Source organism: Pseudomonas sp. WMBT8, assembly GCF_050916005.1.
Lineage (GTDB): Bacteria > Pseudomonadota > Gammaproteobacteria > Pseudomonadales > Pseudomonadaceae > Aquipseudomonas.
This window is the reverse complement of record NZ_CP188096.1, coordinates 560,341-579,084: the sequence shown is the minus strand read 5'-3', so window position 1 is coordinate 579,084 and position 18,744 is coordinate 560,341. Positions and strand designations below refer to the sequence as shown.

Below are 18,744 nucleotides of genomic sequence, written 5' to 3'. Positions count from 1 at the left end.
AGCCGTCACACCCCCAAGGATAGACGGCAATTGCAAGGACTCAGCTCAATATGGAGACCGTTCCCAAGTATTTCAAGGCGCGTGACAGATTGTCGCAATCCAGACTGTCCAGCCAATGCAAGTCAGTCCAGCTGCGCAGCCAAGTGAACTGGCGCTTTGCCAATTGGCGCGTGGCAATAATGCCGCGCTCCTGCATTTCGGCTGACGTCAGCTTGCCATCCAGATGATCCCAGACTTGGCGGTAGCCTACAGCACGTATCGAAGGCAATCCCGGATGCAGATCACCTCTTGAACGCAGTGCTACGACCTCTTCCACGAACCCCTGTTCCAACATAATTGTGAATCTTTGTGCAATTCGCTCATGCAGCACCTGGCGATTCGCCGGAGCGATGGCCAGATTGGCGACAGTATAGGGCAATTGTCCCGGTCCAGAGGTGCCTGCGTCAGTACTTTGCGCAGATTGTCTGAGGCGATGGGCCGTCATTGTCTGGCCACTCACGCGCCAGACTTCCAGGGCCCGGCTCAGGCGCTGGGGGTCATTGGGGTGAATGCGCGCGGCAGACACCGGGTCAATCGCCGCCAATTGCTCGTGCAGGGCCTGCCAGCCAAGGCGCGCAGCCTCTTCTTCGATCTCGGCGCGCACCTGTGGATCGGCGGGCGGCATGTCTGCCAGGCCTTCCTGTAGAGCCTTGTAATAGAGCATCGTGCCGCCCACCAGCAGCGGGATATTGCCCCGCGCGGTGATCTCAGCCATGGCGGCGAGGGCATCGGTACGAAAATCCGCCGCCGAGTAGCTTTGCGACGGATCGATAATGTCGATCAGACGATGGGGATGGGCAGCCAATAGCTCTTTGGACGGTTTGGCGGTGCCGATATCCATGCCTCGATAAACCAGGGCCGAATCGACGCTGATCAGCTCACAGGGCAGGACCTTGGTCAGCTCGATCGCCAAGTCGGTCTTGCCGGCCGCTGTCGGGCCCATCAGGAAGATGGCGGGAGGTAGGGCGCTCATCAGCGACCGCGCAGGAATAGTTTGTCCAGATCATCCAGGCCCATCTGGGTCCAGGTCGGTCGGCCGTGGTTGCACTGGCCACTGCGCTCGGTGTTTTCCATGTCCCGCAGCAGGCCGTTCATTTCCGGCAGGGCCAGGCGCCGGTTGGCGCGGATCGCGCCGTGGCAGGCCATGGTGCCGAGCAGTTCGTTGATATGTGCCTGGATCCGGTCACTGGTGCCGTACTCCATCAGGTCCGCCAGCACGTCAGCCACCAGCCGGTTAGCCTCAGCCTGCTTGAGCAAGGCGGGAATCTGCCGGATAGCCAGGGTTTCCGGGCCCAGTCGCTGCAATTCAAAGCCCAGTTTCTGGAACACCGCGAGGTGCTCCTCGGCGCAATCGGCTTCACGCTGGCTGACGGCCAGGGACTCTGGCACCAGCAATGGCTGGCCGCTCAGGCCTTCGCTGGCCATGGCGATCTTCAGGCGCTCGTACATGATCCGCTCGTGGGCTGCGTGCATGTCCACCAGCACCAGGCCGTGGGCGTTTTCCGCGAGGATATAGATGCCCTTGAGCTGAGCCAGGGCATAACCGAGCGGCGGGATATCACCGCCACCTTCCGGCAGGGCCACCGCGCCCGGCTCGGCACCGGGCAGCGGCGCGAAAAATTCGCGATAGGCCGCCTGGGCCTCGGCCACTGGCACCGCCGACTGCGGACGCGGGGTGTATTGATATTGATAGCCCGCCCCCGCGCCGGAACCCGCCGCCGGGTAGCTTGGCTGGGATTGCGGCGCTTGCAGCAGGTTGGCCGCCAGGCTCATTTCGCCCTGGGGCCCGAATTCACCGGCCTCAGGCCCCGTCGGGCGGACGATGGCGGTGACTATCGGCGCCGCCAGTTGATCATCCGGACGCACATCGCCCAAAGCACGGTGCAAGGTGCCATAGAGGAAATCGTGGACCATGCGCCCGTCACGGAAGCGCACCTCATGCTTGGTCGGGTGCACGTTGACGTCGACTACTGCCGGGTCCACTTCAAAAAACAGTACGAAGGTCGGATGCCGGCCATTGAACAGCACGTCGCGATAGGCCTGGCGCACCGCGTGGGCCACCAGTTTGTCGCGCACTGCACGACCATTCACAAAAAAATACTGCAAGTCGGCCTGGCTGCGGGAGAACGTCGGCAGGCCGACCCAACCCCACAAATGCAGGCCATTGCGCTCGATTTCAATCGGCAGCGCCTGCTCCAGGAACCCAGCACCGCAGATCGCCGACACGCGCCGGGCGCGGGCGGCATCGTCGTTGGCCTCGTGCAGGCTAAGGATGGTCTTGCCGTTGTGGCGCAGATGGAAAGCCACGTCGAAACGGGCCAGGGCCAGGCGCTTGATGACTTCTTGCAGGTGATCGAATTCGGTTTTTTCGGCCTTGAGGAATTTGCGCCGTGCCGGAGTATTGAAGAACAGGTCGCGCACTTCCACCGAGGTGCCTACCGGATGGGCCGCCGGCTGGACCCGAGGGGCCATGTCGCGGCCTTCGGTTTCTACCTGCCAGGCCTGTTCGGCGCCGCGGGTGCGGGAAGTCAGGGTCAGGCGCGCCACGGAGCTGATCGACGCCAGGGCCTCACCGCGAAAGCCCAGGCTCATCACCCGCTCAAGGTCTTCCAGGTCACGGATCTTGCTGGTGGCATGGCGTGCCAGCGCCAGCGGCAGGTCGTCGGAGGAGATCCCGCTGCCGTCGTCACGCACCCGCAGCAACTTGACTCCGCCCTGCTCCACGTCCACGTCAATGCGCTTGGCGCCGGAGTCGAGGCTGTTTTCCAGCAACTCCTTGATCACCGAGGCCGGACGCTCAACCACCTCGCCGGCGGCGATCTGGTTGGCCAGCCGTGGGCTGAGCAGTTCGATGCGCGAAGCGCTGTTCAATACCGATTCGCTCATTACTGGGCTGCCAATTCAGTGCCGGGGATGGTCAATACCTGGCCGACTTTCAGTTCATCGGTTTTCAGGCTATTGGCGCTGCGCAAGGTGGCAGCCGAGACCTGGAAGCGTACGGCCAGCATGGCCAGGGTGTCGCCGGGCTGCACCCGATGGTCACGCGGGCCCTGGGCAATTTTCCCGGAGTCCCGCAGCCAGGCGATATAGGTGCCCGGTGGCGGGTTCTGCTGGAAGAACTGGCGCACGCCGGCGCTGATGGAGCGCGCCAGCGCCTGCTGGTGGCTGGCGGAGGCGAGCTTGTTGGCTTCGTTGGCGTTGGAAATAAAGCCGGTTTCGACCAGGATCGACGGGATATCCGGCGACTTGAGCACCATGAACCCGGCTTGCTCCACCCGCTGTTTGTGCAGCGGCGTGACCCGGCCCATGTTGCTCAACACCTTCTGCCCCACGTTCAGGCTGGAGGTCAGCGAGGCGGTCATCGACAGGTCCAGCAACACACCTGCGAGCATGCGGTCCTTGTCATCCAGGGACACGTTGCCGGCACCGCCGATCAAGTCGGAACGGTTTTCGCTGTCAGCCAGCCAGCGTGCGGTCTCGGACGTGGCGCCACGATCCGACAGGGCAAACACCGAGGCGCCGAAGGCTGCCTTCGACGGTGCGGCGTCGGCGTGGATCGAAACGAACAGGTCCGCGCCCTTTTTGCGGGCGATTTCAGTACGCCCACGCAATGGGATGAAGTAGTCGCCAGTACGGGTCAATTCGGCGCGATAACCCTTCATCCCGTTGATCTGGCGCTGCAGTTCACGGGCGATGGCCAGGACCACATCTTTTTCGTGCTGGCCACGGGAGCCCGAGGCACCCGGGTCTTCACCGCCGTGCCCGGCGTCGATCACTACGATTATGTCGCGCTTGCCGGCCGGCGCGGGTGGCAGCGGTGGCAACTTGACCTGGGGCTGCGCAGGATTGACCGGCACCGCCGGGGTGGTGGCAACCGCAGGGGTCGGCGCCGGGGTGGGCGCGGCGTCGGCAGGATTGTCAAAGAGGTCGACCACCAGGCGGTTGCCATACTGGGCGTTCGGCGCGAGGGAAAAACTCTTGGGCGTGACGACTTTCTTCAGGTCGATGACCACCCGCAGGTCGGTCGGAGTGCGCTGGGCCGAGCGCATCGCGGTAATCGGCGTGTTGGCGGTGGAAACCTTCAAGGGCGCAGCCAGGGTTGCACCGTTGATGTCGATCACCAGGCGATCAGGCGCCGTCAGGGTAAAGACGCTGTGCTGGACCGGGCCAGACAGGTCGAACACCAGTCGCGTGTTATCCGGTGCTCGCCACAGGCGCACACTTTTTACCTGTGAAGCGGCCAGAGCATTGACAGTCATTGCCGCAAGCAACACCCCCACGACAGCAACCAACGCGCGAAAGCGCATACCTAACCCACCCATTATTAGAATTCCAAAGCCAAAGCGGCGCACCAAGACTCACTGCGCGCGCTCTGGGACAACAATTTCAACTGACGCCCATGGTTATGCGGGGTAATGGTAATGGTCAGGTCAGGCTTTGGCAAAAAGCCTGTGCCCTTGTCCGGCCACTCGATCAGGCATAAAGCATCGCCATCGAAGTAATCGCGGATGCCCATGTACTCCAATTCCTCAGGATCCACCAGGCGGTACAGGTCGAAATGGAACGCGCGCAGGTCACCGATCTCGTAAGGTTCTACCAGGGTAAACGTCGGACTTTTCACCGCGCCAGCGTGCCCAAGCCCGCGAATGATGCCGCGCGACAGCGTGGTTTTGCCGGCACCCAGGTCACCCTGCAGAAAAATCAGGCCCACGCCCTGGGTGATCTCGGCAATGCGTTTACCAAACGCCACCATGGCCTCTTCATCGGCAATAAACAGGGTTACTTCAGACACGGTGACTGCTCCTCCAGCAACTGACGAATGGCAGGAATCAGGTCGCTGGCTACCAGGCCGCGACCAAAGGTGCCCTGGCGATCGCCCGCCGTGGCGTGCAACCACACCGCCAGGCTGGCGGCCTCGAACGCCGGCATGCCCTGGGCCAGCAGCGCGCCGGTCAGGCCGGCGAGCACATCCCCCAGGCCCGCCGACGCCATGGCCGGGTGCCCCTGGTCACAACGCGATACCCGCCCATCCGGGCTGGCGATCAGGCTGCCAGCACCCTTGAGTACCGTGACGGCATTGAATTTCTGGCTCAGCGCGCGCGCCACCTTAAGTCGGTCGGCCTGAACCTCGGCTGTCGAAATACCCATCAGCCGCGCCGCTTCCCCCGGGTGCGGGGTGATCACACAATCGGCCGGCAAGGTTACATGGCCTGCGGCCAGCAGGTTCAGCGCGTCAGCATCCCAGACCTGGGGTTGCCGGGCATTGGCCGCCACCGACAGCAGGCTCTTGCCCCACGCCATGTCGCCCAGGCCAGGGCCGATAACAATCACCGAGACTTTTTCCAGCAGGCCCATCAATTGGTTGGCCGAATGCACGCCCCGCGCCATGATTTCCGGCAAGCGGGTCAAGGCCGCCGGGACGTGTTCGCTGCGGGTCGCCAGGGACACCAGGCCAGCACCGCTGCGCAGCGCGCTTTCGGCACTCAGCAACCCCGCCCCGCCAAAGCCATGGTCGCCGCCAATCACCAGGACATGGCCAAACTGGCCCTTGTGGGCCTCTGGGGAACGCGCAGCCAGTTGCGGCAAATGGCCGGGCAACAGGGGCTGAACGTCAGTTATTTCGTGTTTTGTCTGCGGCATGCGTCTTCAAGCTCCGATGTCTGGCAGAATTATACGCATCTAACCTGCGGTTTCTCTCGTCTCATGCCTGCTATTACCACGGATCTGCCCGCCCTCGCCCAATCGATCAAAGACTGGGGCCGCGAGTTGGGCTTTCAACAAGTCGGCATCAGCGGCCTGGACCTGGCCGAGCATGAACAGCACCTGCAGCGCTGGCTCGACGCGGGCTATCACGGCGAGATGGACTACATGGGCGCCCATGGCAGCAAGCGCTCGCACCCTGACGAGCTGGTACCCGGCACCTTGCGCGTGGTGTCCCTGCGCATGGATTACCTGCCCGGCGACACGCAAATGGCGCAACTGCTGGCCCAACCCGAAAAAGCCTACATCTCCCGCTACGCCCTGGGCCGCGACTACCACAAGCTGATCCGCAAGCGCGTGCAGCAACTGGCCGACCGGATCCAGGCACAGATCGGCCCGTTTGGCTTTCGCGCCTTTGTCGACAGCGCCCCGGTGCTGGAAAAAGCCATCGCCGAACAGGCAGGTTTAGGCTGGATCGGCAAAAACACCCTGGTCCTCAACCGCAAGGCCGGTAGCTACTTCTTCCTCAGTGAGCTGTTTGTCGACCTGCCGCTGCCCATCGATCCGCCCCACAGCACCGAACACTGCGGCCGCTGCACCGCCTGCCTGGATATCTGCCCGACCAATGCCTTCGTCGGCCCCTATGTGCTGGACGCCCGGCGCTGCATTTCGTACCTGACCATCGAACTCAAGAGCGCGATCCCCGAAGAGCTGCGGCCGTTGATTGGCAACCGGGTTTTCGGCTGCGATGACTGTCAGATCGTTTGCCCATGGAATCGTTTCGCCCGCCCCTCAGGAGAAAGCGATTTCAAGCCGCGCCACAATCTGGATAACGCCGAACTGGCTGAGTTATTTATGTGGGATGAGGATAAATTCCTCAGCAGCACCGAAGGCTCGCCGCTGCGCCGCGCCGGCTATGAGCGCTGGCTGCGCAACCTGGCCGTGGGCCTGGGCAATGCGCCCTCGAGCATTCCGGTGCTGGAAGCCTTGAAGGCACGCCTGGACTACCCCAGCGAACTGGTTCGCGAACATGTGGAATGGGCGCTGAACCAGCACGCGCTCCGTCAATGTTCGTCGTTGTAGACGAACTTGGGCATTTCCCAGTGAAAGCGGATCGCCAGCAGACGCAATAGAAAACCGCTGAACAACGTCAGCAGGATCGCCTGCTCGCTGGGCAGTTCGAGGTAGATGCACAGCATGTAGCACCAGGCGGCGAGGAACGACACGCTGGCGTACAGCTCGCGGCGGAAGATCAATGGGATATCGTTACAGAAGATATCCCGCAGGATCCCGCCGAAGACCCCGGTGATCACCCCGCTGACCGAGGCCACCAGCATGCCGTGGCCCATTTCCAGGGCCGTCATGCAGCCGATCAGGGTGAACGCCACCAGGCCCACGGCGTCCAGCGCCAAAAACAGTGAACGCAAATGACGCATCAATGGGGCGATAAAGATCGTCACCAATGCCGCTACCGAGGTCAGCACCAGGTATTCCGGGTGTTTGACCCAGGTGAGCGGGTAGTGGCCAAGCAACACATCGCGTACCGAACCGCCGCCAAGGGCTGTGACGCACGCAATCAGCACCACGCCGAACCAATCCATGCCACGACGGCCAGCCGACAAGGCACCAGTCATGGCTTCGGCGGTGATGGCGATGAGGTAGAGCATCAGCAGCATGATGGCGATCCTTGCAAAGAGGCGCGCAGTCTAATCATTTGGCAGGGGCACCAAAAGGGGGCGGCCAGAAAACCCGCGCGAACATCCGTGTAGGAGCCCCGCTTGCCGGCGATGGGGCCCTTGAGGACGCCATCGCCGGCAAGCGGGACTCCTACAGAGGGCACCGCCCTGCTGCAAGTCAGGCCTTGATGAAATGCTTGCGGTAGTGCTGCAACTCGGCAATCGACTCGCGGATATCATCCAGGGCCAGGTGGGTGCTGCCCTTGTGGAAGCTGTCCTTGACCTCTGGCGCCCAGCGCGCGGCCAGTTCTTTCAAGGTCGACACATCTAGGTTGCGATAGTGGAAATAGCTTTCCAGCCCCTTCATGTGGGTATAAAGGAAGCGACGGTCCTGGCAGATGCTGTTGCCACAGATCGGCGACTTGCCTTTGGGCACCCACTTTTCCAGGAACGCAATCGTCTCGGCCTCAGCCTCAGCCATGCTCACGCGGCTGTCGCGCACGCGCTGGGTCAGGCCCGAGTTGCCGTGGGTGCGGGTGTTCCACTCGTCCATGGTGGCCAGCACCGCGTCGCTGTGGTGGATGGCGATCACCGGACCTTCGGCCAAGGTGTTGAGGTTGCTGTCGGTGACAATGGTCGCCATCTCGATGATGACGTCGGTGTCAGGGTTCAGACCGGTCATTTCCAGATCGATCCAAATCAGGTTCTGTGGGTTTTGCATGTCGTGGTTCCTTGGCACCTTGGCGTAGCTGCGCAGTTTAGCAGGCGGGGCGTGCTAGACTCGCGACCGTTTTATCCAACCTTTGCATTATCGACACGGAACACCAATGGCCAAACGCCAGCTCAACCGCCGCCAAAACTGGCGCATCGAAAAGATCCAGGGTGAACGCGCTGCCCGCGCCGCCAAACGTGAATCCTCTGCCGTAGAAGCGCTGGAGGGTGGCGACCTCGGCCCCGAGCAAACGGGCCTGGTAATCGCGCACTTTGGGGTGCAGGTCGAAGTCGAGGCCCTGGAAGGCGAACTGGCCGGCGCAGTGTTCCGCTGCCACCTGCGCGCCAACCTGCCGGCGCTGGTCACTGGCGACAAAGTGGTATGGCGTGCCGGCAACCAGGGTATCGGGGTGATCGTCGCGCAACTGCCGCGCACCACCGAACTGCGTCGCCCCGACAGCCGTGGCCAACTCAAGCCGGTGGCGGCCAACGTCGACATGATTGTCATCGTCTTCGCCCCGCTGCCCGAGCCCCACGCCAACCTGATCGACCGCTACCTGGTGGCGGCCGAACACGCCGGCATCCGCCCGCTGTTGCTGCTGAACAAATTCGACCTGATCGACGAACAGAACGCCCCGGCGCTCAATGCATTGCTCGCGGTGTATCGGCAGTTGGGCTACCCGGTGCTGGAAGTCTCGGCGCACCATGGCAACGGCATGGAACAGCTGCAACAGCAGTTGGACGGGCGCATCAGCGTGTTCGTCGGCCAGTCGGGCGTGGGCAAGTCGTCTTTGGTCAACAGCTTGCTGCCGGAAGTCGAGACCCGCGTCGGCCCGCTGTCGGAACTGTCCGGCCAGGGCACGCACACCACCACCACCGCGCGCCTGTTCCACTTCCCGGGCGGTGGCGAGTTGATCGACTCCCCCGGCATCCGTGAGTTCGGCCTGGGCCACGTCAGCCGTGCTGATGTCGAAGCGGGTTTCATCGAGTTCAACGACCTGATCGGCACTTGTCGCTTTCGCGACTGCAAGCACGACCGCGAGCCAGGCTGCGCCTTGCTCAAGGCCCTGGAAGACGGGCGCGTGCAGCAACAACGGATGAACAGCTATCGCTCGATCATCGCCAGCTTGCCCGAAAGCAGCTATTAAGTCGTAGGTACGCGCTTGTGTGGGACCGGGCTTCCCCGCGATGCAGACAACTCGGTGCAACTGATGCACCGAGGTGATGCTATCGCGAGCAAGCCCACTCCCACCTAAGCCGCATCAGCTACCGGCCGGGGCTTCTCCGGGAGCCTTCACCCCACCCTCGTCAAACAAATTCAGCTTCTGGCGCAGCTCATGGGCCGGCAACGGCTGCTGCTCGGGTGGCAGGGCGTTCGGGTCCACCGGGACTTCACCCGGAGCGCCCTCGCCCTGGGTCGGCACTGGCGGTGGAGTGCCCTGCTCGCCTTCGATGGCGCGCTGGGCTTTTTTGGTCAACACCACGATGTCGATGCGCCGGTTGATCGGGTTGAATGGGTCCTGGGTATCAAACAACTGCGATGAAGCAAAGCCCACCACCCGCGCCACCTGGGTGTCTGGGTAACTGCCAGCCACCAGGGCACGGCGGGCGGCGTTGGCGCGGTTGGCGGACAGCTCCCAGTTACCGAAATCGCCCAGGCCCGAATACGGCTTGGCATCGGTATGGCCGCTGACGCTGATCTTGTTCGGCACCGCCTTGATGGTGTCGGCCATGGCCAGCAGGATGTCTTCGAAGTAGGGCTTGAGGCGCGCACTGCCAGAGTCGAACATCGGTCGATTGGCGTCATCCATGATCTGGATACGCAGGCCGTCCGGGGTGATCTCGAAGTGGATCTGATCCTTGAATTTTTGCAGTTGCGGGTTCTCGTCGACCTTGTTCTGCAGCTCTTGCAGCAACAACTCCAGGCGTTCCTGCTCGACCTGTTCGGCCATGCTCTCGACGGTCTGGCGTTCGATCGGGATGTTTTTCTGGGGCGCTTCGGTCTGGACTTCCGGGTTGATGGTGCGCTCGGGAGCCAATTCTGGCGAACCACCCAGGTCGATCACAAACGGCGTGCCACTCTCGGAGAAGCCGATGGGATCCTTGAAATAACCGGCGATGGCGATCTTCTGTTCCGGCGTCGCAGTGGACATCAGCCACAGCACCAGGAAGAACGCCATCATCGCCGTCGCAAAGTCGGCGAAGGCGATTTTCCAGGCGCCGCCGTGGTGCCCGGCAGCGAAGCGCTTGACGCGCTTGATGATGATTGGCTGGTTGTTTTCCATGGCTTAGCGACCGCGAACTGCTTGTTCCAGCTCGGCAAAGCTCGGGCGGTGCTTCGGATACAGCACCTTGCGCCCGAATTCCACGGCCAGGGACGGCGGCATACCGGAAGCCGAAGCCACCAGCGACGCCTTGATTGCTTCGTAGATGTTCAGCTCTTCCTTGGCATCGTGGGCCAGGGAGGTGGCCAGCGGGCCAAAGAAACCATAGGCCGCGAGAATACCGAAGAAGGTCCCCACCAGCGCCGCGCCTACGTGCATACCGATGGCCGCCTGGTCGCCCTCGCCCAGGGACGCCATGGTCACCACGATACCCAGTACCGCCGCGACAATACCGAAACCGGGCATGCCGTCGGCGATGCCGGTCACGGCGTGGGACGGGTGCTCCAGCTCTTCTTTCAAGCTGAACAGCTCCATGTCGAACAGGCCTTCCAGCTCGTGCGGGGCCATGTTGCCGGAGGACATGATGCGCAGGTAGTCGCAGATGTAGGCGGTCATGCGCTCATCCTTGAGCACGGCCGGGTACTTGGCGAAAATCGGGCTCGCTGCAGCGTCCTCGATATCTGCCTCAATGGCCATCATGCCTTCGCGGCGGCTCTTGTTGAGGATCTCGTAGACCAGGCCCAGCACTTCCAGATAGAACGTGTGGGAAAAGCGCGAGCTGAACATGCCCAGCGACTTTTTGACCACGTGCATGGTCATGTAGCCTGGGTTAGCCTGCAGGAAAGCGCCAAACGCCGCACCGCCGATGATCAGCACTTCGAAGGGCTGGATCAGCGCAGCAATTTTACCGTGGGACAGAACGTATCCGCCGAGCACGCTTGCGATGACGACGATGATGCCGATAATTTTAGCCATAGGGGATGAGTACTTGCGCCGTCGGGTTCATGGACATATTCGGAAGATCTAAAAACTCTTCTTCTACTTATCGGCAAAACTGCGCCAGACTATAGGCCGTTAAGGCGAAAAGCCAGTTCGGCCCACTCCGGGCGTGTTGACCGCAAGTGATGATCGCGCCCCAATCATGGCAAACGAAACGACAGTCCCAACTGCAAAACCCAACTCCCTGGCTGGCTGGATCAAGCGTCTGGACGAGGTGCACCTGCCCGTCCCGCAAGCGAGCCACGTTGCGGTGTGCAAGGCCATCGGCGACAGCCGCCGTTCGTTGCGAGATATTGCGGAGCTGATGCAAGACAGCCCGGCGCTAGTCCTGAGCGTTATGCGCGAAGCCAACAACCAGGCCCACGGCAGCCTGGCAGAGCCTGCAGAAAACCTTGAAGTGGCGATCAACCGCCTCGGCCTCAAGCGCACCGAAGAACTGCTCGTGCGCCTGCCGTCGGTGCCGCTCAATGAAATCCCCGTGGCCCTGCGTCAACTGCAACTGATCAGCCAGCACGCCTCGCAACAAGCCAATGGCCTGTTCGCCAGCCGCCTGGCGCGCCTGTGGCAGGACATTCATTGGGGCAGCCTGCTGTTTCTCTCGCCGCTGTGGCCGATGGCCGTGGCCTACCCAAAGCTTTTGGAAGAATGGGAACTGCGGGTGATCCACAAGGGCCAATCGGCACGCAAGGTCGAGCAGGAACTGTTCGGCGTGCGCCTGCTGGAACTGTGCCTGGGGCTGACCGAGGCCTGGCGCTTGCCGATCTGGGTGTCCCAGGGCTACCAACTGCTGCTCAAGGAACAACGCTTGCTGGTCAAGGCCCTGCACATCGCCCGCGATGAAGCGCCCTTGAGCCAGCAGCAAAAACTCGATGACGACCCAGCGCTGCGGCGCTGGCTGAACCAGCCGGCCAACACCGTGCTGCTGGCCAATGGCATGGCGCTGGCAGCGCAGGAGTCCTGGACCTGCCCGCACACCCAGCGCTGGCAGTACCTCACCGCACTGTACCTGCAACAACCGCTGGCCGATGTGCAGCAACAGGTGCACCAGCAGGCAGCCATCAGCGCCCGCCATACCTTGACCGCCGGTCTCTGGCACCCAGCGTTGGCACTGATCTGGCCGTGGCATGTGCAGCGGGTGCATCGCGGCCTGCTGCCAGCACCGCCGCCCACCGCCGAATCCCTGGCGGTCTGGCGCAAGCGCTGCAGCGAACTGTTGGTGGAGCCCAGCCGCTTCGCCAACGCCATGCACCTGACCACCTGTGCCAAGGAGGCCCTGGTGGCCAGTGGCATGCAGCGCGTCATGTTGCTGATGGCCGACAAGGCCTTGGCCACGCTGCGCGTGCATCAGGTCGATGGCCTGCCCAAGGACGCCGCCAACCTGAGCCTTGAAACCGCACAAAGCACGCTGCTGCAACGCCTGCTGGAGAAGTCTGCGCAGGTGCGCCTTAACCCGGACAATCACGCGCAATTCGCGGCACTGCTGCCGGCCTCATTGCGTCGCCTGTTTGTCGGCGAGCACCTGCTGTTGCGCTCCCTGAGCTGTAACGGCCGGGTGGTGATGCTGATGGTGGCCGACCAGGGTGGCGGGCCGTTCTCCGAAACCACCGTGCAGGCCTTCGGTAAAACCGCCCAATGCATCGAGAAAGCCCTGCACTGCTTTACCAACCGCACCACCTGATGCTTGCGTTACAATCGCCCTCTTTTATCGCCCAACCTAGTGCCCGGGAGACCTCACATGCCTGACTTTTCTGGCTTGCCGCTGGTGATCGAGCCCAGCGACCTGCTTGGCCGCCTCGCCGCCGAGCCGTTGATTCTGGTGGACCTCACCAGCGCCGCCCGTTATGCCCAGGGGCATATCCCCGGCGCGCACTTTGTTGATCCCAAACGCACCCAACTGGGCCAGCCTCCGGCACCGGGGCTGCTGCCGGCCAAGGCCGACCTGGAGAAGCTGTTCGGCGAACTGGGCCACACTCCGGACGCCACCTACGTGGTGTACGACGACGAAGGCGGCGGCTGGGCCGGGCGCTTTATCTGGCTGCTCGACGTGATCGGCCACAAAAAGTATCACTACCTCGATGGCGGCCTGCTGGCGTGGCTGGACGAGCAGCACCCGGTGTCCACCGAGGCAACCGCTGCCGTGGGTGGGCCGGTCAGCCTGACCCTGCACGACGAGCCCACCGCCACCCGCGAGTACCTGCAAAGCCGCCTCGGCGCTGCCGACCTGGGCATCTGGGATGCACGCGGGCCGCTGGAATATTCGGGAGAGAAAGTCCTCGCCGCCAAGGGCGGACATATTCCCGGCGCAGTCAACTTCGAATGGACGGCGGGCATGGACAAGGCGCGCAACCTGCGAATCCGCCGCGACATGCCGCAGATCCTCGAAGGCCTGGGCCTGAGCAAAGACAAAGAAATCATTACCCACTGCCAGACTCACCACCGTTCTGGCTTCACCTACCTGGTGGCCAAGGCGCTCGGTTATCCGCGAGTCAAAGGTTATGCCGGTTCCTGGGGCGAATGGGGCAACCACCCCGACACCCCCGTCGAGATTTAAGGTTTAAGGACACTTCATGAAAAAGCGTTTGTTTATCCTCAGCCAGTACCTGCTGCCCCACCACCTGCTGTCGCGCCTGGCCGGCTGCATCGCCGAATGCCGTGTGCGCTGGTTCAAGAATGCCTTCACCACCTGGTTCGCCAAGCGCTACCAGGTGGATATGTCCCAGGCGCTGGTGGAAGACGTGACCGCCTACGAGCACTTCAACGCCTTCTTCACCCGCGCCCTGAAGGACGGCGCGCGCCCACTGGACCCAACCCCGGGCGCGGTGTTGAGCCCGGCAGACGGCGCCGTCAGCCAGCTCGGCCCGATCGAGCACGGTCGTGTGTTCCAGGCCAAGGGCCACAGTTTCAGCGTGCTGGAGTTGCTCGGTGGCGACGCCGCCGTTGCCGCACCGTTCATGGGCGGCGACTTTGCCACCATCTACCTGTCGCCGAAGGACTACCACCGCGTGCACATGCCACTGGCCGGCACCCTGCGGGAAATGGTCTACGTGCCTGGGCGGATTTTCTCGGTCAACCAGACCACCGCCGAAAACGTGCCGGAACTGTTTGCGCGTAACGAGCGTGTTGTCTGCCTGTTCGATACCGAACGCGGCCCGATGGCCGTGGTATTGGTGGGCGCGATGATTGTCGCGTCGATTGAAACCGTATGGGCCGGGCTGGTGACGCCGCCCAAGCGCGAGCTGAAAACCGTGCGCTACGACGAAGCCGCCCGTGCACCGATCCACCTGGAAAAAGGTGCGGAACTGGGGCGCTTCAAGCTGGGTTCGACCGCTATCGTACTGTTCGGGCCGAATCAGGTGCAGTGGGCTGAAGAACTGGTGGCGGGAACGCCGGTGCAGATGGGCCAGGGTATCGCGCTACCAAAAGCCTGATGCAGCCTTCATTGTAGGAGCCGGCTTGCCGGCGATGACGGTGGTGAATCCAACACCGCTATCGCTGGCAAGCCAGCTCCTACATTTTGATCTCGGCTTACAGCTGCCCGTCGCGGTCGCGCAGGCCCAACAGATACAGCACACCGTCCAACCCCAACGTCGAAATCGCCTGCTTGGCCGACTGCTTGACCAGCGGCTTGGCACGGAACGCTACGCCCAACCCGGCGATAGCCAGCATCGGCAGGTCATTGGCGCCGTCGCCGACCGCAATGGTCTGCTCCAGACGTAAACCTTCCTTGTGTGCCAGCTCCCGTAGCAGATCAGCTTTGCGCTGCGCGTCGACAATCGGCTCGACCGCCACGCCCGTCACCTTGCCATCCACCACTTCCAGCTCGTTGGCGAACACATAGTCGATGCCCAGCTTGGCCTGCAATTGCTTGGCGAAGTAGGTAAAGCCGCCCGAAAGGATCGCTGTCTTGTAACCCAGGCGCTTGAGTTCGGCGAACAGGGTTTCGGCACCTTCGGTCAAGCGCAGGGAGGCGCCGATAGAGTCGAGGACGCTGACGTCCAGGCCCTTGAGCAGCGCCAGGCGCTCCTTGAAGCTGGCGCGAAAGTCCAGCTCACCCGCCATCGCGCGTTCAGTGATCTGGGAAACTTGCTCGCCAACGCCCGCAGCCTTGGCCAACTCGTCGATGACTTCGGCTTCGATCAGGGTCGAGTCCATATCGAACACCGCTAGGCGGCGATTGCGACGGAACAGCGAGTCTTCCTGGAAGGCGATATCCACGTTCAGTTCCTGGGCGACGCTAAGGAACTCGGCGCGCAAGGCCTGTGGATCGGCCGGCTCACCGCGCACAGAGAACTCGATACAACCCTTGCCCTGGTCCGCCGGCATGTCCAGCGGCATACGACCCGACAGACGGTCGATATGGTCGATGTTCAAGCCGTATTGCGCGGTGATCGAGCTGACCCGCTGCAACTGTTCGGCGGTGACCTTGCGCGTCAGCAGCGTGACGATGTGGCGTTTCTTGCCTTGGCCGGCCACCCAGTGCTGGTAATCCTCTTCGGATACCGGAGTGAACCGCACCTGCTGATCCAGCTTATAGGCCGTAAACAGGATGTCCTTGAGCACGGACGAGGCCTGCTCGGTATCTGGAATCTCCACCAGAATGCCGAACGACAGGGTGTCGTGGATCACGGCCTGGCCGATGTCCAGAATGGTCACGCCACCCTGGGCCAGGACACCGGTGATGGCTGCGGTAAGACCCGGACGGTCCTCACCTGTGATGTTAATCAGGACAATTTCGCGCAAAGCGCACCCCCGAGCTGGAAAAAAACCGCATTCTACCCACTTTCAGTGACCATCGGGCACAGCCAGCGCTTTGCCGGTCTTGGGCCTGTCGCTATACTGCGCGTCAACTTCACGGACCAAGAGCCGAGCGCAAGTGAACCGGCCCACGCCAGTAAAAACCGATAACTTCTTCCTGCTGATCTTCCGGGCACTGCGCCACCGCCGTGTACCGATCGCATTACGCATTGCCAGCCATAACGTGATCCTGGTCGCCCTGGCCCTGGTGATCTACGCGTGCGTGATGGGTTTGCAGTTCAAACAGGCCATGCACGAGCAAGCCGACGCCCTGGGCGAGAGCTTGACGACCCAGACCGCCACCTCGGCGACCGAGCTGTTGGTGTCCAATGACATCCTCAGCCTCAACGTGCTGCTCAACAACCTGACCAAGAACCCGCTGGTGGCCCACGCCGCCATCTACAGCGTGGACAACCGGATCATGGCCGAAGCCGGGCAACGCCCGAAAAACGGCCTGTTGGGTGAAGCCGAAGGCTTGTACCAGAGCAATATCACGTTTCAGGATGTGAAAGCCGGCCAATTGCGCATCAGCCTGGACATGCAACAGTTCCAGCAGCCGATGACCATCAGCCTGCAAAGCATGGGCATCCTCAGCGCGATCCTGCTGGCCCTGGCCCTGGCCTTGAGCCTGCGTCTGGGCCGGCATATCTCCACGCCCCTGATGCAACTGCGCATCTGGTTGCGCGACATCGACGAACACACCCCGGCCACCGACCGCCAGGATGAGATCGGCGACCTTGCCCGCCAGTTGCACACAAGCTTTGCCCCGGAGCCGGTCGTGCCCGAAGCCAAGCCTGAGCCTGAGCCAGAGTTCGACGACACCGACTATGACGACGAGCCCGAGTTCGAGGTGCGCAACCTGCGCGACCCGAGCTTCGACGAGTCGGCGCCGGTGGCAGGCCTCAAGCCGCTACCGCGCACCCTCATCAAGGCCGACGAAGACAGCCTGGACGAAGACGACCCGTTTGCCGACCTGCGTGACGAGTCGGCGCCAAGCCCGGTGGTCGCGCCCAAACCTGCGAACACCCAACCCCAGCACAGCGCGGTATTGGCCGTGCAACTGGGCGCCCAGGAGCAATTGCGCCGCCTGCCACGGGCACGCCTGACCGAGTTGCTGGAACGCTACCGCGACTGCCTTGACCAGGCGGCGTCGCTGTACCAGAGCGAACTGCACACCCTCAACGATGGCAGCACGCTGATGCTGTTCCACAGCGAAGATAGCGGCGAAGATTATTTGACCAACGCCATCTGCTGCGGTGAGCTGCTGCGCGCCCTGGGCCATGCCTTGCAGATCGAAGTCGCTGACAGCGGCATCACCCTGCAACTGCAACTGGGCCTGACCTTGGGCGACGATCTATATGGCATGAGCCAGATCGACCTGTTGCTGACCGAAAACGCCCAGGATGCCCTGGCCTTGTCGCAACACAGCCGCAACCTGCTGCTGGTGGAGCGCAAGATCAGCGACGACGCCTTGATCCGCCAACGCGCGCGTATCCGCCCGATTGCCAGCCCTGAAGGCGCGTGCTGTGTAGAGCGTTTGATGGAGCCTTACCCGTCGATGCTGGAGCGCCAGCTGGCGCGGATGCATGAGACTCGGAACAAGCCCTAAACAACACTGCGGGCTTGTGTAGGAGCGGGCTTGCCCGCGATGGCGCTGGATCAGTCAATCAAGTGTCGACTGACACTGCGCTATCGCGGGCAAGCCCGCTCCCACATTTGATCTGCACCAAACAAAAAGGCCCGCTTACTCAGCGGGCCTTTTATTTGGCTGCGATCCAGGTCAGAACCTGAACACTTCCATATCCGTACGAATCGGCGAAGCCATCGGGATCTTTGGCTTTTCCGGAGCTGCCGGCTTGGCCGGGGCCGGGGCCTGTTTGCGTGGGGCTTCGGCAATCGGTGGCTGGTTGGCCAGCGGCTTGAGGGCTACCGACAACTGCTCAGCCAAACGCTGCAACAACACACCCTGGGCCTGGACCTGTGAAGCGGTGCTGCCGGCATGTTGCTCCTGCAGATGCACGATGCGGTTGTCCCGCACCTGGCCGCGGCGGTCGATCAGGCGCCATTGCGCGTCAAGGATCGCCGGCTGGGAAGCCCCGGAGTCCAGGCGCGTGATGGTCAGCAATACCTGCACATCGGGGGAGAAGCTTGTAGGCGCCGGCGACAGCACCACACGCTGGCTGTCCAAGTGGCCAGCCACCTGACGCAACATCAACTGGTTGATATCCGACGACAGGCTACCGGCCCAACGGCCGTCGATGGAGCCTTGCAGGCTGCCATCGTCCTGGCGTTGCAGCAGGGTTTCACGTTGCAGGTAATCGGCAACCACTACCGGCCCGAGCAAGACCGCCATGCCAGCACTTTGCGCTGGCTGCGCCGGATTTCCGCTATCCAGCTGGTACAGCGACACCGGTTGGTGCGTAGTGCAACCCGCCAACCCCAAAAGGCCGGCGAGCATCAAAAATAAAGGAAGGCGTGGAGCAGTCATCATCCCATCCAGGTGGCTGCCACAAGGCAAACCACAATGTAATACTAAAAATAACCTATACGTGCTCAGCCACGCCGGCGCTGGAAAGGCCATATCATCCGTGAATATGCGCCATGACTCCAGCGCGAAAGCGCCGATCTACGCGTTAAATCGTAGATCGGGCGCTCTATAT

The 18,744-nt window shown here is 62.5% G+C and carries 17 protein-coding genes; 6 read left to right on the top strand and 11 right to left on the bottom strand.

Annotated features, from left to right (window positions below; genetic code table 11):
* Positions 1-40: 40 nt before the first annotated feature.
* The 5 genes from miaA to ACO77H_RS02415 are packed head-to-tail and all read right to left on the bottom strand — an operon-like array spanning position 41 to position 5,679.
* The gene (gene miaA, locus ACO77H_RS02435; RefSeq protein ID WP_170042453.1) at positions 41-1,012 is read right to left on the bottom strand and encodes a tRNA (adenosine(37)-N6)-dimethylallyltransferase MiaA; all 972 of its coding nucleotides are present in this window, start codon (positions 1,010-1,012) and stop codon (positions 41-43) included.
* The gene (gene mutL, locus ACO77H_RS02430; RefSeq protein ID WP_170058222.1) at positions 1,012-2,910 is read right to left on the bottom strand and encodes a DNA mismatch repair endonuclease MutL; all 1,899 of its coding nucleotides are present in this window, start codon (positions 2,908-2,910) and stop codon (positions 1,012-1,014) included. Before mutL ends, miaA begins: the two co-directional genes overlap by 1 nt.
* A gap of 14 nt (positions 2,911-2,924) precedes the next feature.
* Positions 2,925-4,346: an N-acetylmuramoyl-L-alanine amidase gene (locus ACO77H_RS02425; RefSeq protein ID WP_169952436.1), complete on the bottom strand. Its 1,422-nt coding sequence runs from the start codon at positions 4,344-4,346 to the stop codon at positions 2,925-2,927.
* 17 nt (positions 4,347-4,363) lie between these two features.
* Positions 4,364-4,831 carry a tRNA (adenosine(37)-N6)-threonylcarbamoyltransferase complex ATPase subunit type 1 TsaE gene (tsaE, locus tag ACO77H_RS02420; protein ID WP_169952216.1) on the bottom strand — a complete coding sequence of 156 codons (468 nt, stop codon included), beginning with the start codon at positions 4,829-4,831 and terminating at the stop codon, positions 4,364-4,366.
* Entirely contained in the window at positions 4,819-5,679 is an 861-nt protein-coding gene (locus ACO77H_RS02415; RefSeq protein ID WP_169952218.1) for an NAD(P)H-hydrate dehydratase, read from the bottom strand. Before ACO77H_RS02415 ends, tsaE begins: the two co-directional genes overlap by 13 nt.
* Before the next feature lie 63 nt (positions 5,680-5,742).
* Between ACO77H_RS02415 and queG the strand changes: the two genes are divergently transcribed.
* Entirely contained in the window at positions 5,743-6,822 is a 1,080-nt protein-coding gene (queG, locus tag ACO77H_RS02410) for a tRNA epoxyqueuosine(34) reductase QueG (protein ID WP_169952220.1), read from the top strand.
* Here the strand turns inward: queG and ACO77H_RS02405 are convergent.
* Positions 6,804-7,418 (bottom strand): trimeric intracellular cation channel family protein, encoded by a 615-nt coding sequence (locus tag ACO77H_RS02405; protein ID WP_169851492.1) that lies wholly within the window; start codon positions 7,416-7,418, stop codon positions 6,804-6,806. The two genes, queG and ACO77H_RS02405, sit on opposite strands and share 19 nt — an antisense overlap.
* Positions 7,419-7,593: 175 nt before the next feature.
* Positions 7,594-8,136, bottom strand: coding sequence for an oligoribonuclease (gene orn / locus ACO77H_RS02400; RefSeq protein WP_169952222.1), 543 nt, complete (start codon positions 8,134-8,136; stop codon positions 7,594-7,596).
* 106 nt (positions 8,137-8,242) lie between these two features.
* Here orn and rsgA point away from each other — a divergent pair, with 106 nt between their 5' ends.
* Positions 8,243-9,274, top strand: a complete 1,032-nt coding sequence (gene rsgA / locus ACO77H_RS02395; protein WP_099170122.1) for a small ribosomal subunit biogenesis GTPase RsgA — start codon at positions 8,243-8,245, stop codon at positions 9,272-9,274.
* Between the two features lie 114 nt (positions 9,275-9,388).
* Here rsgA and motB read toward each other — a convergent pair whose 3' ends face one another.
* On the bottom strand, positions 9,389-10,411 hold the full coding sequence (gene motB / locus ACO77H_RS02390) for a flagellar motor protein MotB (protein WP_169952225.1): 1,023 nt from the start codon (positions 10,409-10,411) through the stop codon (positions 9,389-9,391).
* Between the two features lie 3 nt (positions 10,412-10,414).
* A complete protein-coding gene (motA, locus tag ACO77H_RS02385) occupies positions 10,415-11,266 on the bottom strand; it encodes a flagellar motor stator protein MotA (protein WP_169952227.1) in 852 nt (283 codons plus the stop codon).
* A 166-nt stretch (positions 11,267-11,432) separates the two neighbouring features.
* Here motA and ACO77H_RS02380 point away from each other — a divergent pair, with 166 nt between their 5' ends.
* The 3 genes from ACO77H_RS02380 to asd are packed head-to-tail and all read left to right on the top strand — an operon-like array spanning position 11,433 to position 14,718.
* Positions 11,433-12,968: an HDOD domain-containing protein gene (locus ACO77H_RS02380; protein WP_432754954.1), complete on the top strand. Its 1,536-nt coding sequence runs from the start codon at positions 11,433-11,435 to the stop codon at positions 12,966-12,968.
* 57 nt (positions 12,969-13,025) lie between these two features.
* The gene (locus ACO77H_RS02375; protein ID WP_169952231.1) at positions 13,026-13,841 is read left to right on the top strand and encodes a rhodanese-like domain-containing protein; all 816 of its coding nucleotides are present in this window, start codon (positions 13,026-13,028) and stop codon (positions 13,839-13,841) included.
* Between the two features lie 16 nt (positions 13,842-13,857).
* On the top strand, positions 13,858-14,718 hold the full coding sequence (asd, locus tag ACO77H_RS02370; protein WP_172312568.1) for an archaetidylserine decarboxylase: 861 nt from the start codon (positions 13,858-13,860) through the stop codon (positions 14,716-14,718).
* Positions 14,719-14,815: 97 nt separating this feature from the next.
* Here asd and serB read toward each other — a convergent pair whose 3' ends face one another.
* On the bottom strand, positions 14,816-16,030 hold the full coding sequence (serB, locus tag ACO77H_RS02365) for a phosphoserine phosphatase SerB (RefSeq protein WP_169952235.1): 1,215 nt from the start codon (positions 16,028-16,030) through the stop codon (positions 14,816-14,818).
* Positions 16,031-16,163: 133 nt separating this feature from the next.
* On the opposite strand from serB, the gene ACO77H_RS02360 reads away from it, so the two are divergent.
* Positions 16,164-17,693, top strand: coding sequence for an AhpA/YtjB family protein (locus ACO77H_RS02360; RefSeq protein ID WP_432754953.1), 1,530 nt, complete (start codon positions 16,164-16,166; stop codon positions 17,691-17,693).
* 171 nt (positions 17,694-17,864) lie between these two features.
* Here ACO77H_RS02360 and ACO77H_RS02355 read toward each other — a convergent pair whose 3' ends face one another.
* Positions 17,865-18,572, bottom strand: coding sequence for a PqiC family protein (locus ACO77H_RS02355; protein ID WP_029299146.1), 708 nt, complete (start codon positions 18,570-18,572; stop codon positions 17,865-17,867).
* Positions 18,573-18,744: the final 172 nt, after the last annotated feature.

What these genes read in the sequence shown, in the direction of transcription:
- ACO77H_RS02415 (WP_169952218.1), bottom strand. Translation starts at nt 5,679, where the DNA reads ATGCCGCAGACAAAACACGAAATAACTGACGTTCAGCCCCTGTTGCCC.
- miaA (WP_170042453.1), bottom strand. Translation starts at nt 1,012, where the DNA reads ATGAGCGCCCTACCTCCCGCCATCTTCCTGATGGGCCCGACAGCGGCC.
- asd (WP_172312568.1), top strand. Translation starts at nt 13,858, where the DNA reads ATGAAAAAGCGTTTGTTTATCCTCAGCCAGTACCTGCTGCCCCACCAC.
- orn (WP_169952222.1), bottom strand. Translation starts at nt 8,136, where the DNA reads ATGCAAAACCCACAGAACCTGATTTGGATCGATCTGGAAATGACCGGT.
- ACO77H_RS02355 (WP_029299146.1), bottom strand. Translation starts at nt 18,572, where the DNA reads ATGACTGCTCCACGCCTTCCTTTATTTTTGATGCTCGCCGGCCTTTTG.
- ACO77H_RS02375 (WP_169952231.1), top strand. Translation starts at nt 13,026, where the DNA reads ATGCCTGACTTTTCTGGCTTGCCGCTGGTGATCGAGCCCAGCGACCTG.
- ACO77H_RS02425 (WP_169952436.1), bottom strand. Translation starts at nt 4,346, where the DNA reads ATGCGCTTTCGCGCGTTGGTTGCTGTCGTGGGGGTGTTGCTTGCGGCA.
- motB (WP_169952225.1), bottom strand. Translation starts at nt 10,411, where the DNA reads ATGGAAAACAACCAGCCAATCATCATCAAGCGCGTCAAGCGCTTCGCT.
- rsgA (WP_099170122.1), top strand. Translation starts at nt 8,243, where the DNA reads ATGGCCAAACGCCAGCTCAACCGCCGCCAAAACTGGCGCATCGAAAAG.
- queG (WP_169952220.1), top strand. Translation starts at nt 5,743, where the DNA reads ATGCCTGCTATTACCACGGATCTGCCCGCCCTCGCCCAATCGATCAAA.
- motA (WP_169952227.1), bottom strand. Translation starts at nt 11,266, where the DNA reads ATGGCTAAAATTATCGGCATCATCGTCGTCATCGCAAGCGTGCTCGGC.
- ACO77H_RS02380 (WP_432754954.1), top strand. Translation starts at nt 11,433, where the DNA reads ATGGCAAACGAAACGACAGTCCCAACTGCAAAACCCAACTCCCTGGCT.